The 15,516-nt window shown below is 53.4% G+C and carries 14 protein-coding genes; 10 read left to right on the forward strand and 4 right to left on the reverse strand.

Translation table 11 applies throughout. The features are described 5' to 3' along the window. Positions 1–174: 174 nt before the first annotated feature. The 4 genes from ELR57_RS07440 to ELR57_RS07455 all read right to left on the reverse strand — a co-directional run bounded on the left by ELR57_RS07440 (position 175) and on the right by ELR57_RS07455 (position 3,180). The gene (locus ELR57_RS07440; RefSeq protein ID WP_126958400.1) at positions 175–1,053 is read right to left on the reverse strand and encodes a replication/maintenance protein RepL; all 879 of its coding nucleotides are present in this window, start codon (positions 1,051–1,053) and stop codon (positions 175–177) included. Next, a complete protein-coding gene (locus tag ELR57_RS07445) occupies positions 1,050–1,241 on the reverse strand; it encodes a helix-turn-helix transcriptional regulator (protein ID WP_126958401.1) in 192 nt (63 codons plus the stop codon). The genes ELR57_RS07440 and ELR57_RS07445 overlap by 4 nt, the downstream gene beginning before the upstream one ends. Before the next feature lie 458 nt (positions 1,242–1,699). After that, positions 1,700–2,620, reverse strand: coding sequence for a tyrosine-type recombinase/integrase (locus tag ELR57_RS07450; RefSeq protein ID WP_126958402.1), 921 nt, complete (start codon positions 2,618–2,620; stop codon positions 1,700–1,702). A gap of 287 nt (positions 2,621–2,907) precedes the next feature. Continuing rightward, complete coding sequence (locus ELR57_RS07455) at positions 2,908–3,180, reverse strand: PQ-loop domain-containing transporter (protein ID WP_126958403.1); 273 nt, start codon at positions 3,178–3,180, stop codon at positions 2,908–2,910. A 170-nt stretch (positions 3,181–3,350) separates the two neighbouring features. Here ELR57_RS07455 and ELR57_RS07460 point away from each other — a divergent pair, with 170 nt between their 5' ends. The 10 genes from ELR57_RS07460 (at position 3,351) to ELR57_RS07505 (ending at position 15,480) form a co-directional block, all read left to right on the forward strand. Next, positions 3,351–4,262, forward strand: coding sequence for a hypothetical protein (locus ELR57_RS07460; protein WP_238162436.1), 912 nt, complete (start codon positions 3,351–3,353; stop codon positions 4,260–4,262). 126 nt (positions 4,263–4,388) lie between these two features. After that, entirely contained in the window at positions 4,389–5,678 is a 1,290-nt protein-coding gene (gene tig, locus ELR57_RS07465) for a trigger factor (protein WP_126958404.1), read from the forward strand. 189 nt (positions 5,679–5,867) lie between these two features. Next, positions 5,868–6,458: an ATP-dependent Clp endopeptidase proteolytic subunit ClpP gene (gene clpP / locus ELR57_RS07470; RefSeq protein ID WP_126958405.1), complete on the forward strand. Its 591-nt coding sequence runs from the start codon at positions 5,868–5,870 to the stop codon at positions 6,456–6,458. 12 nt (positions 6,459–6,470) lie between these two features. Further along, entirely contained in the window at positions 6,471–7,730 is a 1,260-nt protein-coding gene (clpX, locus tag ELR57_RS07475) for an ATP-dependent protease ATP-binding subunit ClpX (protein ID WP_126958406.1), read from the forward strand. Between the two features lie 138 nt (positions 7,731–7,868). Continuing rightward, the gene (gene ispG, locus ELR57_RS07480; protein ID WP_126958407.1) at positions 7,869–8,966 is read left to right on the forward strand and encodes a flavodoxin-dependent (E)-4-hydroxy-3-methylbut-2-enyl-diphosphate synthase; all 1,098 of its coding nucleotides are present in this window, start codon (positions 7,869–7,871) and stop codon (positions 8,964–8,966) included. A 22-nt stretch (positions 8,967–8,988) separates the two neighbouring features. Beyond that, the gene (locus tag ELR57_RS07485; RefSeq protein WP_192896543.1) at positions 8,989–9,492 is read left to right on the forward strand and encodes a PCYCGC motif-containing (lipo)protein; all 504 of its coding nucleotides are present in this window, start codon (positions 8,989–8,991) and stop codon (positions 9,490–9,492) included. Between the two features lie 161 nt (positions 9,493–9,653). After that, complete coding sequence (lonB, locus tag ELR57_RS07490; RefSeq protein WP_238162437.1) at positions 9,654–11,444, forward strand: ATP-dependent protease LonB; 1,791 nt, start codon at positions 9,654–9,656, stop codon at positions 11,442–11,444. Between the two features lie 199 nt (positions 11,445–11,643). Beyond that, positions 11,644–14,076: an endopeptidase La gene (gene lon, locus ELR57_RS07495; protein WP_126958408.1), complete on the forward strand. Its 2,433-nt coding sequence runs from the start codon at positions 11,644–11,646 to the stop codon at positions 14,074–14,076. A gap of 18 nt (positions 14,077–14,094) precedes the next feature. Next, a complete protein-coding gene (gene yihA, locus ELR57_RS07500) occupies positions 14,095–14,712 on the forward strand; it encodes a ribosome biogenesis GTP-binding protein YihA/YsxC (protein WP_126958409.1) in 618 nt (205 codons plus the stop codon). A gap of 177 nt (positions 14,713–14,889) precedes the next feature. Next, on the forward strand, positions 14,890–15,480 hold the full coding sequence (locus ELR57_RS07505) for a non-ribosomal peptide synthetase module (protein ID WP_126958410.1): 591 nt from the start codon (positions 14,890–14,892) through the stop codon (positions 15,478–15,480). The last annotated feature ends 36 nt before the right edge of the window (positions 15,481–15,516 follow it).

A 15,516-nucleotide genomic window follows, 5' to 3' on the forward strand; every position in this document is an offset into this window, starting at 1 on the left:
TTTTTTTGTATTATAAAGTCAAATACTTTGACTAAGAGAATATAAGAACCCTATTTTAAGAATAAGAATAAAGTGAAGCCCCAAAAACATTAAAACCCTTGATATGACTGGGTTTTTTGCCATTTTTCGAGTCCGAGAAATTTTACCTTTTTGAGGTGTTCTGTCTGAGAAATTTTACTTTTTCGCATTATCAGAGCTAAATATGGATAGTAATGTTGCGTCTGGTTTGTATGGATTTAATTTTTCATCTAGCAAATCATCATTAGGAATCCCATCCATGCGATAGAATATCCAAGGATTAACTAAATATGATTTTTGTTGTCTCTTTTTTCTTATTTCAGCGAGTACAACCTTACCACCATATTCCATGTCTAAAAGACGGTTGAATGTAGGCTTACTAATTCCAAGCAATTCGCATACCTGCTTCTGATTTAGCTTCTTTAACTTTGTTGGGTCTGCTTCATATGGATTCTCACAGAGCGTATTAGTTTGCAAATGTATGTAAGGAATCAAATCATACAGCAACCCTAAATCTGCCCACTTAATTTTTCTCATCATATTCCTTACCTCCGTATTCCATATCTTTACAGTGTTATCGCCTTTGTTCTGTTTTCCTCTGAAATGGTACTTGCTGTTCAACTTATAGCTTTCGGTATCAGTCTTTATGATGATGTTGTTATCTAGGCAATTTTTCATAAAGTCCGAGAAAGTTTGCTTAGATATGCCTAAAGCTTCAATCATATCTTGATTGGTCATTGCCGTTTTATTTTGTTTTAGCCATGCAGGGTTTCTTAGGATACCTTCATAATCGACATATGTTTGAAGCACAAGGAACAGTCCGCGCTGTGGTCTAGTTAGCACGGCTTTAATTTCAGGTACTGCTTCCATTCTGGCAAAAACAAACTTTTCTTCGTGCTTGTTAGCCCATTTATAAGCATTAGCCGCTTTCTGCGCTTTTTGTTCGCGCTCGTACTGTGCGAGTGTTTTATCGTAAATTTCACCAGTTTTATTGTTAATTAAGCCGATATGTTCCTTTCTGATAGCTGAACTCAATCAACATTCACTCCTGTCTGTTCCTTATTCTTCTGAACCCATTCCGTCACTTCATCTAAGTAATATCTGACCATGTTGTAAGATAATTTAACCGATGGTAATCCTTCGTTTTTCCATCTGCATAGCGTTCTCTTAGAAATGCTGAACTTCTCACATACCACACTTGCTTTAACTAGGCTCTTGCTCATTCAAATTTCTCCTTTTGATTAGAGTTCTTAACACTATATAGGCTTCCTGAAAGTGAAAAATAATGCCCTAATGTGTCGTTACTTATATATTTAGGGAACTATTTCAAAAGTCGACACCATGCCGAAGAAAGATTTTAGCATTTTGGGAATTCTCGAAAGAAAGTGGGGGAGTTTAGGCAAGTACTACACAAATACTGCCAAGGTCGGAGGGAACAAAGAAAAAAACGACCTCCTGAAAAGGAAGTCGCCAAATAATCAAATATTAGACTGTTACTCTTAATATCTTTTCTCGCTCTGCTCTAAGCTGTCTAATTTCGTTTCTAATGGCTTCGCGCCTTTCAGAAGAGGTAAACCTGCCTGAATGCTCTAACGCTAATTTAACGTGCCTACGTGCGATTTCGGCAAGCTTGGCGGCGGCAACATCATCAAGTAAATATACAGTTCTGCTCATGGCTTCATTAAATACCAATCGAATTCAGCGGATTGAATTTCTCATTCTGCGTCTTTAACGCAGTTCCAAACATCCTAACGTAACGATTCGTCATGCTAATGTCATTGTGTCTAAGCAACCGTTGAAGCGTGAAAGCGTCCATGCCGTTTTGAATACAACGCACAGCAAAAGTTGAACGGAACGTATGGCAAGATAGACGAACATCCTTAAAGTTCATGATTCGTTTAAGACGCTTGAATATTGTTTTGACGGATTCCTCATGAAGCTGTGTATTCTTATCGGTGGGGAAAACATAAATACCAAGTTCCCCGAAATGCTGTTCGCAATAAAGACGGAACTCTGCAAGCTCCTTACATAAGCGCTCAGTAAGTGGCACAGACGATAGTTCCCGCTTCTTGCCCAAGATTGAAGCAGAACCGCTCTTAAGTTCAACGTCAGTCCATTTCAAGCCGATTAGTTCGCCAAGCCTGACACCTGTTCCAAGAAGGAAGACAATAATGGTGTAATCTCTGATTGCATAGTAACTCCGCTCACGTTGTTTTGTCCGGCGCAAGAAGCCCAACATCTGCTCTATGTGATAATCTGTGAATGGCTGGATAATGATTTCCTCTTTAGCATAGTTGACTTTCTTACATATGTTTTGCTTCTCGGTTATGATTTCATTTTCATACATCCAATTGAAGAAGTTTTTCAATACGCGCAGTTTGTTGTTTCGAGAAGTGGGGTTATTGCCTTTTTCATTTTGAAGCGTCATAAGGAAGGATTTTACTGTTTGAGCGGATACATCGTGAACACTGACAATTTCGTTCTTTGAACAATAAGCCTGAAACATGTCCAGAACCGAAACATAACCATCAATAGTCTTACTGGAGAGATTTTTGTAATTCTTGTCGGCAATGAAGTCCTTAACTGCAAACTTAATCAACATAACAAAAAACACACCTTTCCTATAGAGGTTTGTGTCCTCAAAGGTTAGTGTGTTACGGCTCTGATTTCCGGTTTTGAACTGACCACTAAACAATATTTGTTACAAATCCAATCGTGTCGCGGTTTATGTAGAGCGCCCTCGCCTCAAGCTTGGGAAGCTGGCGTTCTGCCATTGAACTACACCCGCAAACGAGAAGGATCATTCGATATAAATGTAGCATAAGCATGGGGAAAACTCAACAGCGGCGCCGGTTGAGGCGTTGTTTCCGCTGTATGCGCCAACCTAGTCTATCCCCGGGAGCGATATCGGATCACCAGAACGATAAGGGTCGATACCACGCAGAGCGAAAGGGTGTTCGTGATCAGGAAAGCGATGCCGACCCCGCTTGCCGCCAAGCGGATCGCATAGGCTTCCATAAGGCCGATGCCAAGCAGCATAAGCAGATAGGATTTGAGATTCAAATCCGAGACGGATTTGGACTTCCCTATTTGAACGATCTGGGGGATCCACCCAAGCGAGAGGATGATTCCTCCGGCAAGCTGCATAACGGAGAAGAGCATCGGAACACCTCTTCGGTTTATTTGTTACTGATATATTCGCCCGCATCCTCCGAGTAGACCTCTACCCGTTGTTCGCCGCTGCGCTTTTCCTATTTGGGGGAAGTTCATGGTATAATGCGGGAGAATCGGCAACCTAAAGGCCGGACGGCCGACAGGAAGGTGTTCGCCCCGTGACAGAATCGAAAGACAACTTGGTCTTGTTCCCCAAGACATTGGATTATTATCAGATACAATTGACTCGCATGCTGGAGACGGAGCGGTATGCCGAAGCCAGAAGCCTTCTGGAATTCCTGCTGCAATGCGGAGGGGAAGCGGAACGGCATCATACGGAGTGGCAAGCGCTCCTCGGATGGCTGGAAGCGGCGTTTCCGGAAGCGGAGGGCGGCGCTTACACCGGGGAAGCGTACACGGAAGACGAGGAGGACGCCGAAGAAACGCTTCGGCAGCGCTTGGCGGACCGCTCCGTGCAGGACTCCGAATACATACCCCGACTGATCGCGAATCTAAGCGAGACGGACGATCCGGAGCAGCAGCTGCTTATTCTCGGACAGTTGAATTACGCGGATCATCCCGAGCTGGAAGCCGGCTTGCGCAAGTGGCTCGCGGACGCCGAACGCCATGCGGTCGTGCAGTTTCGCGCCCTTCAGGTGCTACGCAGGCAAGGCGCCGCGGGAACGGTCTATTTCCTGCGAGGGGGAGAGCTCCTGTCGGTGGAAGCGGAGGCGACCCCGCTGCAGTTCGGCGAGTTCCCGCCGGCTGTCTTGGAAGTGCTTGACCGGGTGCGGCAGACGGCGGAGGTGTCCGACCCCACGCTGTCTTATTTCGCGGAAGAGATGTGGAAGGAATGCATTCAGGTGGCTTACGGGACGCCGATCTTCCGGTTCATGATGGAAGAGGAAGACGGCGCTTCGGATTTGTGGGCGGCGGCCCTCCACCAGTTCTTGACCGAGAAGCTGCATAATCACCAAGGAGACGACTGGGTCCGGGATCAGTACGGAATCACGGACGAATTGCGTTTCCGTTACGAGCAGGCGCTGCGTTGGCTGCGAATGTATGCGGGAGAATTGAATGCGAATGACTAGCTAATGCCTTCCGATCAGGAAGGTTGAGACAGATCTTGAAATGATGGTTGCGGTTGATTATAATAGAATGGTTTATGTTAAGCTGCCGCAAGGTCGGCAAGCTGTCTTCGGAGGGGAATGCAAATAATGAAAGCAACTTGGGAAAAAATAGAAAAGAACATCGGCCTCTTGGAGGTCGAAGTAGAAGCGGATCAAGTCGCAAGCGCATTGGACAAAGCCTTCAAGAAAGTCGTTCAGAAAGTGAACGTACCTGGCTTCCGCAAAGGCAAAGTGCCTCGCTCGATCTTCGAATCCCGCTTCGGAGTGGAAAGCCTGTATCAAGACGCGATCGACATCCTTCTGCCGGGCGCGTACAGCGACGCAGTAGAGCAAACGGGCATCGAGCCGGTCGACCGTCCGAGCGTCGACGTCGAGCAGTTCGAGAAGGGACAATCCTTCAAGTTCAAAGCTAAGGTTACGGTTAAGCCGGAAGTGAAGCTGGGCGAGTACAAGGGCCTGGAAGCTCCTGCCGCCGACGTGGAAGTTACCGAAGAAGAACTGAACGCCGAGCTGAACCGTCTGCAACAACGCCATGCCGAGCTGGTTGTCGTCGACGAAGGTCCCGCTCAGATGGGCGACATGACGGTCATCGACTTCGAAGGCTTCGAGAGCGGCGTTCCGTTCGAAGGCGGCAAGGGCGAGAAGTATTCCCTTGAGCTGGGCTCCGGTTCGTTCATCCCGGGCTTCGAAGAGCAAGTGGTCGGCCTGAACATCGCGGAAGAGAAGGACATCGAAGTCACCTTCCCTGAGAACTACCACGCCGAGAACCTGGCCGGCAAGCCGGTCGTGTTCAAGGTCAAGCTGCATGAGATCAAGCGCAAGAGCCTTCCGGCTCTGGACGATGAATTCGCTAAGGACATCAGCGAATTCGATACGCTGGATGAATACAAAGCGGACCTCTCGAGCAAGCTTAAGGAGCGCAAGGCAAAGGATGCCGAAGCAGCTCGCGAATCCGCGATCATCGAGAAGGCGTCCGCTAACGCCGAAGTCGAAGTTCCTGAAGTCATGGTCGACAGCGAAGTGGAGAACATGCTGCGCGACTTCGAAAGCCGCCTGCGCCAGCAAGGAATGACTCTTGAACTGTACTACCAGTTCAGCGGCCAAGACGAAGCGGCACTGAAGGGTCAAATGAAGACCGACGCTGAGAAGCGCGTTCTGAACAACCTCGTCCTGGAAGAAGTGGCCAAAGCGGAGAACCTCGAAGTATCCGAAGAAGAGCTGAACGAGGAGCTGGACAACCTGGCGAAGATGTACGCTCGTTCCGCGGACGAGCTTCGCGACATCTTTACCTCCAATGGCTACATCAGCACCTTGAAAGCCGATCTGAAGGTTCGCAAAGCGGTAGCTTTCCTGGTTGAGAACAGCAAGAACGCGTAACACATAATCGGTTCAATCATAGGACAAGGCACGTGGCATTCCCGCGTGCCTTGTTTTTCACCCTACATATGCCTGATTCTTCTCACCGGCTGTCCCCCAACATGACATTGCTCTTTGAACGTGTTAGAATATTACCGATACTCGAAGTCCACCGTATTTAAGTCCATTAGAGAAAAGAGGTTGGATCACATGAACTTGGTGCCTATCGTCGTCGAACAGACGAATCGCGGGGAGCGTTCGTATGACATCTATTCCCGTCTGCTTAAGGACAGAATCATCTTTCTCGGAAGCGCAATTGATGACGATGTTGCCAATTCCATCATCGCCCAACTGCTTTTCTTGGCAGCGGATGATCCAGAGAAGGATATCAGCCTGTATATCAATTCTCCCGGCGGTTCGGTAACGGCCGGAATGGGAATATATGATACAATGCAATTCATCAAGCCGGATGTAAGCACGATCTGCGTCGGGATGGCCGCTAGCATGGGGTCTCTTCTCCTGACGGCTGGCGCGAAGGGCAAGCGGTTCGCTCTGCCGAACAGCGAGATCATGATTCACCAGCCGCTTGGTGGCGTTAGAGGGCAGGCAGCCGACATCAAGATTCACGCCGACTGGATCATCAAGACCAAAGAAAAGCTCAATCGTATTTATGTCGAGCGTACCGGCCAAACCTACGAGACCATCGAGAAGGATACCGATCGCGACAACTTCATGAGCGCGGAGGACGCTTGCGCTTACGGGCTTGTCGACAAGGTCATCGCCTCTCCAATCAACGGCTAAAGGAGTGATCCCATGGGATTCAAGTTTAATGACGAGAAGGGCCAATTGAAGTGCTCCTTCTGCGGCAAGTCTCAAGACCAAGTTCGCAAGCTGGTCGCCGGTCCAGGCGTCTATATATGCGATGAATGCATCGAGCTTTGCACCGAGATCGTGGAAGAAGAGCTCGGCCATGAAGAAGAGCTCGATCTGAAGGATATCCCGAAGCCTAAGGATATCCGCAACATCCTTGACCAATATGTCATCGGCCAAGAGCAAGCCAAGAAGTCCCTCTCCGTAGCGGTGTATAACCACTACAAGAGAATCAATTCCCAGAGCAAGATCGAAGATGTCGAGTTGCAGAAGAGCAATATCATGCTCGTCGGTCCTACGGGATCGGGCAAGACGCTTCTTGCTCAGACCATGGCCAAGATTCTGAATGTTCCGTTCGCCATCGCGGATGCGACTTCCCTGACGGAAGCCGGATACGTAGGCGAGGACGTCGAGAACATTCTTCTTAAGCTGATTCAAGCGGCGGATTACGACGTCGAGAAAGCCGAACGCGGCATCATCTATATCGACGAGATCGACAAGGTGGCTCGCAAGTCCGAGAACCCGTCGATTACGCGCGATGTATCCGGCGAAGGCGTTCAGCAGGCTCTGCTGAAGATTCTCGAAGGTACGGTTGCTTCCGTTCCACCGCAAGGCGGACGCAAGCACCCTCATCAAGAATTCATCCAGATCGATACGACGAATATCCTGTTCCTGTGCGGCGGCGCGTTCGACGGCCTGGAGCAAATCATCAAACGCCGGATCGGCAAGAAGGTTATCGGCTTCAACACCGGAGCGGAAGGCCAGAAGGATCTGAAGCCGGGAGAGTACCTCTCCCTCGTTCAACCGGAAGACCTGCTGAAGTTCGGTTTGATTCCGGAGTTCGTCGGCCGTCTGCCCGTCATCTCCTCGCTGGAGCCGCTCGATGAGCCAGCTCTCGTTCGGATTCTGTCCGAGCCGAAGAACGCTCTCGTCAAGCAGTACCAGAAGCTGCTGGAGATGGATAACGTCAAGCTCGAATTCGACCAGGGCGCGCTGGAAGAGATCGCTCGCGAAGCAATCAAGCGCAACACGGGCGCCCGCGGCCTTCGCGCCATCATCGAGAGCTTCTTGCTGGAAGTCATGTACGAGATTCCTTCCCGCGAAGACGTGACGAGCTGCGTCATTACCGAGAAGGTCGTCAAAGACAAGATCGCTCCGGAACTGACGACGAAGAAAGGCAAGAAAAAAGAAGAAAGCGCGTAAGCGGACATTCATTCGGCTTCCATTCATTCGATGAAGCCGAGCGGTGCGCTTGCCGCTTCCGAAGTCTGCCGGTTCCACCCCGAGCTCGTTACCATTGAGCGGAGGGTGGACTTGGCGTATACAGGGAGATTGGGAGATATGTATTTACGTACGGATACCGTTCCCGTTCGGGTGGGGAACCTGACGATCGGCGGGAACAACCAAGTGATTCTGCAGAGCATGTGTACGACCAAGACCGCCGACGTCAAGGCGACGGTCGCCGAGATCAAGCGCCTGGAGGAAGCGGGGTGCCAGATCGTACGGGTCACCGTCAACAACAAGGAAGCGGCGGAAGCGATCAAGGAGATCAAGAAGCAGATCTCGATTCCGCTCGTCGCCGACATTCATTTCGATTATCGCTTGGCGCTGCTGGCCATCGAGAACGGCATCGACAAAGTCCGGATCAATCCGGGGAACATCGGTCGCCGCGAGAAGGTCGAAGCCGTCGTCAAGGCATGCAAGGAGAAGGGGATTCCGATTCGGATCGGCGTCAATGCCGGCTCGCTCGAGAATCATTTGCTCGAGAAATACGGTTACCCGACGGCCGATGCCATGGTCGAGAGTGCTCTTTTCCATATTGGCATTCTAGAAGAGCTTGATTTCCACGACATTATCGTCTCGTTGAAGGCTTCCAACGTTCCGATGGCGATCGAAGCCTACACGAAGGCGGCCGAGGTCATCCGGTATCCTCTGCATCTCGGAATCACCGAAGCGGGAACGCTGTTCTCCGGGACGGTCAAGAGCGCGGCCGGTCTCGGCGTTCTGTTGAACGCGGGAATCGGCAATACGATGCGGATCTCCCTAAGCGCCGATCCGGTCGAAGAGATCAAAGTGGCCCGCGAATTGCTCAAGACGTTCGGCCTGATCACGGACGCTCCGACCTTGATCTCCTGTCCGACCTGCGGACGGCTGGATATCGACCTGTTCTCCGTGGCCAACGAGGTCGAAGAATACCTGTCCAATCTGAAGGTGCCGATCAAGGTATCGGTGCTCGGTTGTGCCGTTAACGGTCCGGGGGAAGCGAGAGAAGCGGATATCGGCATCGCCGGCGCCCGCGGGGAAGGAATGCTGTTCCGCTACGGCGAGATGGTTCGCAAGGTGCCGGAAGCCGAACTGCTGAACGAGCTGAAGAAAGAAATCGACCAGATCGCGAAGGCCTACGCCGAGACCGGCGTTATTCCGGGCCGCAAGCACTGAGGCGCACGGGGGAGACACTCGAATGAAGATCAGGCTGTTCTGGCTGCTGACCGGGTTGGCCCTGCTTCTCTTGCTTGCCGCATGCGGCGGCAAGGGGGGCGAGTCCGGAGCCTCCGAGCTCGGCGGCAACGCGCATCTCCACGAGAGCGGGGATCTCCAGGAAGAGACGGCTTCGTTGACGGACATGCCTTCGTTCCTCCAAGGACAGAGCGAGCTGGTGGGATTGGCGTACACGGCAGCCGCCAAGCTGAAAGATACGCTGCAATACATTCCCTGCTATTGCGGATGCGGCGAATCCGCCGGCCACACGAGCAATCTGGATTGCTTTATCGCCGGCGTTCGCGAAGACGGAACCGTCATCTGGGATGACCACGGCACCCGTTGCGGGGTCTGCCAGCATATCGCCATCCAATCCGCCCAATTAAAGCAGCAGGGCAAGACGGACTTGGAGATTCGCCAGTTTATCGATCAGAACTATTCGGAAGGATATGCCGCATCGACGGACACTTCGATGCCGCAAGCCTAATCGTATCGCAAGAGGATTCCTTATTCCGATAAGGAATCCTTTTTTTGTTTCGTTTCGCTTGCCGGGGCGCGGCAAATCAGGGGATTCATGACTATCCTTCGGCATTCGGGCAATACTAGCATGTAGTTGCCTTGGGGACGCACGGAAAGGATGGGATCGAATTGACTCTAAGCTCGCTTCTTATGTTGGTTCAAGTATTCTTTGCCGTGGTAATCGGCGTTTATTTCTGGAACCTGCTACGCAATCAGAAGAACAACCGTACGGCGGTTGACCGGGAATCGCGCAAAGAAATGGATAAGCTTCGCAAGCTTCGGTCCATCACGCTGACCAAGCCATTGTCCGAGAAAACCAGGCCTGCCTCCATGAACGACATCATCGGTCAGAAGGAAGGCTTAAGAGCGCTTAAAGCGGCTCTCTGCAGCGGCAATCCGCAGCATGTCATCGTCTACGGGCCACCCGGCGTCGGCAAGACGGCGGCAGCGCGCGTCGTTCTCGAGGAGGCGAAGAAGAATCCGGCCTCCCCGTTCCGTCTCGATGCCAAGTTCACGGAGATCGACGCCACCACCGCGCGGTTCGACGAACGCGGCATCGCCGACCCGCTGATCGGCTCGGTGCATGATCCGATCTATCAAGGGGCCGGGGCGATGGGAGTGGCGGGCATTCCCCAGCCGAAGCCGGGCGCGGTGACGAAGGCGCATGGAGGAATCCTCTTCATCGACGAGATCGGCGAACTCCATCCCATTCAGTTGAACAAGCTGCTGAAGGTATTGGAGGATCGCAAGGTATTCTTGGAGAGCGCATACTACCATGCGGAGGACCCGAACATTCCGCTCTATATCCATGATATTTTCCAGAATGGCTTGCCTGCGGATTTCCGGCTTGTCGGCGCCACGACGAGATCGCCTAACGAGCTGCCTCCGGCGCTTAGAAGCCGCTGCATGGAGATTTACTTCCGTCCGCTTCTCCCGTCCGAGATCGGCCAGATCGCCGAGAACGCCATCTCGAAGATCGGCTTCCCGCCGCAGCCGGAAGCGGTAGAGGTCGTGAAGCATTATGCGACCAACGGACGCGAAGCGGTCAACATCATTCAATTGGCGGCGGGTCTCGCGCTGTCCGAGAACCGTCAGGGACTCTCGGCATCCGACGTCGAGTGGGTGGTGAACAGCAGCCAACTGCCGCCGAGACCGGACCGGAAGATTCCAACCGAACCGCAAGTCGGGCTTGTCAACGGCCTGGCCGTGTACGGCCCGAGCATGGGCGCGCTGCTGGAGATCGAAGTAACCGCCATGCCTGCCATTGCCGGCAAAGGCCAATTCACGATCACCGGCGTCGTCGACGAAGAGGAGCTCGGGGGCGGCCATCGCACGCTGCGGCGGAAGAGCATGGCCAAGGGCTCCGTCGAGAACGTGCTCACAATCGTTCGCAAGTTCGGGCTTCGTCCCGAGAATTTCGATCTTCACGTGAATTTCCCCGGGGGGAGCCCGGTCGACGGACCGTCGGCCGGCATCGCGATGGCGGTGGCGATCGCGTCGGCCATCACGGGCCGCCCGGTGGACAACAAGCTGGCGATGACCGGCGAGATCAGCATCCATGGCCGCGTGAAGCCGGTAGGCGGCGTGATCGCCAAGGTAGAGGCGGCATTCCAGGCGGGGGCCGAGACAGTCATCATTCCCAAGGAGAACTGGCAGGCCATCTTCGAAGGGCTGGAAGGGGTCAAGGTCATTCCCGTCGATACGATCGAGGAAGTGTTCACCCGCATCTTCGGCGAGTCATTGGCTTCGAATGCAGGCAAGGAAGCGGAGAGGCCGCCGGCTCCGGACGCCTTCGCCGCCGTGCCGATCTCGGTTCTGCACGCGGGTGGCATGGCGACGCAGAGCGAGCTTGTGTCTCCTCCTATCTATCCGAGAGACAGCCATGGGAACGCTCCGGCGGGAAATCCCGCTCCCGGCTGATACGGAGCCAAGTTCGTCGCGCCGATCGACATTCGATTCGAATAACCGGAGGACAAGGGCCAAGTTGGGCTTTAAGCCGCTTGGCCTTTCCTGCGTCGAGGCGGTTGGAACAAGCCGTTTTGCGACGGGTAAGAACATTTGATACAATGTCTGAAGTACCTAATCTAGCCATTCATTACATCTTTGGAGGTGTCGGATCATGGGTTCGCCTAAATCCAAAAGCCGTACCCTGCCCCTGCTGCCCCTAAGAGGGCTCCTGGTCTACCCCAGCATGGTGCTGCATCTCGATGTTGGACGGGAGAAATCGGTCAAAGCCTTGGAGCAGTGTATGATCGACGATCACATGATCCTTCTCTGTTCTCAGTCCGAAGTGAACATCGAGGAACCGACTCAAGAAGATATTTACAAGGTCGGCACGATCGCTAAGGTCAGACAGATGTTGAAGCTGCCCAACGGAACCATTCGCGTCCTGGTTGAAGGGGTCATCCGCGCGGAGATTGAACAATATTTGCCGAACGATCAGTTCTACGAGGTCGTCGCCAAGGAATTGGCGGAGCAGAACGGCTCGGATTCGGAACTGGATGCGCTCATGCGAGCCGCCCTTAGCCAATTCGAGCACTACATCAACCTCTCGAAGAAAGTCACTCCCGAGACGCTGGCCGCCGTATCCGATATCGATCAGCCGGGGCGTCTCGCCGACGTGATCACCAGCCACCTCTCGCTAAAGATCAAAGACAAGCAGGAGATTCTGGAGACGATCGACGTCCATAAGCGTCTGGAGAAGCTTCTCGACTTCCTGGGCAACGAGCGCGAAGTGCTCGAGCTGGAACGCAAGATCAGCCAGCGAGTGAAGAAGCAGATGGAGAAGACGCAGAAGGAGTACTACCTTCGCGAGCAGATGAAGGCGATTCAGAAGGAGCTTGGCGAGAAGGAAGGCCGGGCCGGAGAGGTCGAGGAGCTGCGCAATCAGCTCGAGGAAGCGAATCTTCCGGAGAAGATCGCGGCCAAGGTAGAGAAAGAGATCGACCGTCTGGAGAAAATGCCCGCTTCTTCCGCGGAGGGCGGCGTCATCCGTACTTATGTGGAATGGCTGCTTGCCCTTCCGTGGAACAAGGAGACGGAGGACCATCTGGACATCGCGAATGCGGAGAAGCTTCTGGCGGAAGAGCATTACGGCCTCGACAAGCCGAAGGAGCGGGTGCTGGAATACTTGGCCGTACAGCAGCTGGTCAAGAAGCTCAAAGGCCCGATCCTGTGCTTCGTCGGTCCTCCTGGCGTCGGCAAGACGTCCCTTGGACGTTCCATCGCGAAGTCTCTCGGAAGGGAGTTCGTTCGAATCTCCCTCGGGGGCGTACGGGATGAAGCGGAGATCCGCGGCCACCGTCGCACCTATGTCGGAGCGATGCCGGGACGCGTTATTCAAGGCATGCGCACGGCGGGCACGATGAACCCCGTGTTCCTGCTCGACGAGATCGACAAGATGGCGATGGATTTCCGGGGCGATCCCGCCTCCGCTATGCTGGAGGTACTCGATCCGGAACAGAACGGGACTTTCAGCGACCATTACATCGAGGTTCCGTTTGATCTCTCGAAGGTTATGTTCATCACGACCGCCAACGCCGTCCATCAGATTCCCCGTCCGCTGCTGGACCGGATGGAGGTTCTCTACATCCCGGGCTACACCGAGCTGGAGAAGCTTGAGATCGGCCGGAATCATCTGCTTCAGAAGCAGGTCAAGGACCACGGTCTCCAGCCGGAGCAGCTTATCCTGGAATCGGATGTGCTGATGACGCTGATTCGCGACTATACACGCGAAGCCGGCGTACGTAACCTGGAGCAGCAGCTTGCGGCCATCTGCCGCAAAGCGGCGAAGGAGCTCGTGGCGAATCCGGAGTCCGGACCGATTACGGTCGACGAAGCGAAGCTCAGAGAGTACCTCGGCCCGTCCAAGTACCGCTATGGGATGGCGGAGCAGGAGGATCAGGTAGGCGCCGTTACGGGGCTGGCCTGGACGGAAGTCGGCGGAGACACGCTCGTCATCGAAGTGACGGTCATGCCGGGAAGCGGCAAGCTGACTCTGACGGGCAAGCTGGGCGATGTGATGAAGGAGTCCGCGCAAGCGGCCTTCAGCTACATTCGCAGCCGCGCGAAGGAGTGGGGCATCGACCCGCAATTCCACGAGAAGAACGATATTCATATTCATATTCCGGAAGGCGCGATTCCGAAGGACGGTCCATCCGCCGGGATTACGATGGCGACGGCGCTCGTCTCCGCATTGACGGGGCTGAGAGTGAACCGCGAGGTCGCGATGACCGGGGAGATTACGCTGCGGGGCCGGGTGCTTCCGATCGGCGGCCTGAAGGAGAAGTCGCTGGCCGCTCATCGCGCGGGCATCAAGAAGGTGCTCATTCCGAAGGACAACGAGCGCGACCTGCGCGATGTCCCGGACAGCATTAAGCAAGAGATGACCTTCGTTCCGGTCGCTCATCTGGACGAGGTCCTGCTTCATGCTCTGTCCGATCCGCTTCCGAACAAGCCGGAAGGCGAGGACGACGCTACCATCGCTGCGGAGAACGTAGCCCTTGGCACCGCAGGCGATTCGGAAGACGTGCCGCCTCTCGGAGCCCATTGACAGGAGACATGCATTCTTATGAAAATCAAATCCAGCGAATTTGTCATTAGCGCGGTAAGTCCGAAGCAATATCCGGATGGAGGCCTGCCGGAGATTGCTCTGGCCGGCCGGTCGAACGTGGGCAAATCGTCGCTGATCAACAAGCTGCTGCTGCGCAAGAACCTGGCTCGAACGAGCTCGCAGCCGGGGAAGACGCAGCAGCTCAACTACTACCTCATTAACGAAGAACTGCACTTCGTCGATGTTCCGGGCTACGGATACGCGAAGGTGTCCAAGTCGGAGAGAGAAGCGTGGGGACGCATGATCGAGAACTATCTGCGCGAACGCGAACCTCTTCGGCTTGTCCTTCATCTCGTCGATCTGAGGCATCCCCCGACCGCGCTTGACGTCTCGATGTACGAATGGCTGTCGCATTACGACATTCCGATCTGCGTCGTTGCGACCAAAGCGGACAAGCTGACGAAGAATCAGCTGCCGAAGCATGCCAAGATCGTTCGGGAGACCCTTGGAATGCCCAAAGGCCAGCCGCTCGTGCTCTTCTCCTCGGAGACGGGAATGGGAAGAGACGAATTATGGAGCGTCATCGAGCAAGCAGCCGGTTTAACGCAGGAATCCCCTCCGGAAACCGTAGAATGACCCGCGGGAAAGCGAGGTTGACGGGGAAATGCTCAAGGAAAGTCAGGGAGAAATCGATTTTTACGGGATTATCCTTCAAAATCGAGATTCAGGCGCAAGAAACGATCTCGGAATTATCGTATAATTAAAGGGATTCAAGCGTTAAAACCTGTAACAAATGGAATTGAGGAGATTTCAATGGCTGAGCGAGTAGCCACGGATTATGTCCATGCAACCCTGAAGCTAACGGAAGCCGAAATGCCTGCTCTCTTCGCCTTGAGCGAGACCCAGCAATTGCGCATGCAAGTGTTCGTATTGGATACGGGCAATCATGAACTGATGTTGGAAGACGCAGCAGCCGGAGAATCCGTCCGAATGAAGTTCGAGCGGGTGGACGGCATGTACGTCTGCACGTTGTCCTGCAAGGTCGTCATGCCGAAGCTGACCAACTTCCTGCGCAAGCTCGTATCGACCTTTAGGGGCGATGCGGTCGTCAATCGGATTTATCCCGGCTTCACGATGATTTATCATTATTTGAACGGCAAAGTGATCCGGATCGCGGAATGCAAGGGCGAAGAGGTTCATACCGTATTCGAATATCGCAATACTCTAGGCTTAATAGAAGAGCAATTCAAGCGACGCCATGTGGAGCAAGAGATCGGAATCGTCCGTCACGCCGTCAACGAGCTGCTGGATCTGCGGAACCGCTCCGATTCGGAATCGGAGATCCTTGAGATCGACGAGAGATTAAAGCATCACAGCCGATTGTTGTTCGCTTTAGAAGCCTAAGTCCCATAAAATGACGAATGCCTGCAGAACTCTGCA

Source organism: Cohnella sp. AR92 (assembly GCF_003990975.1).
GTDB lineage: Bacteria > Bacillota > Bacilli > Paenibacillales > Paenibacillaceae > Cohnella.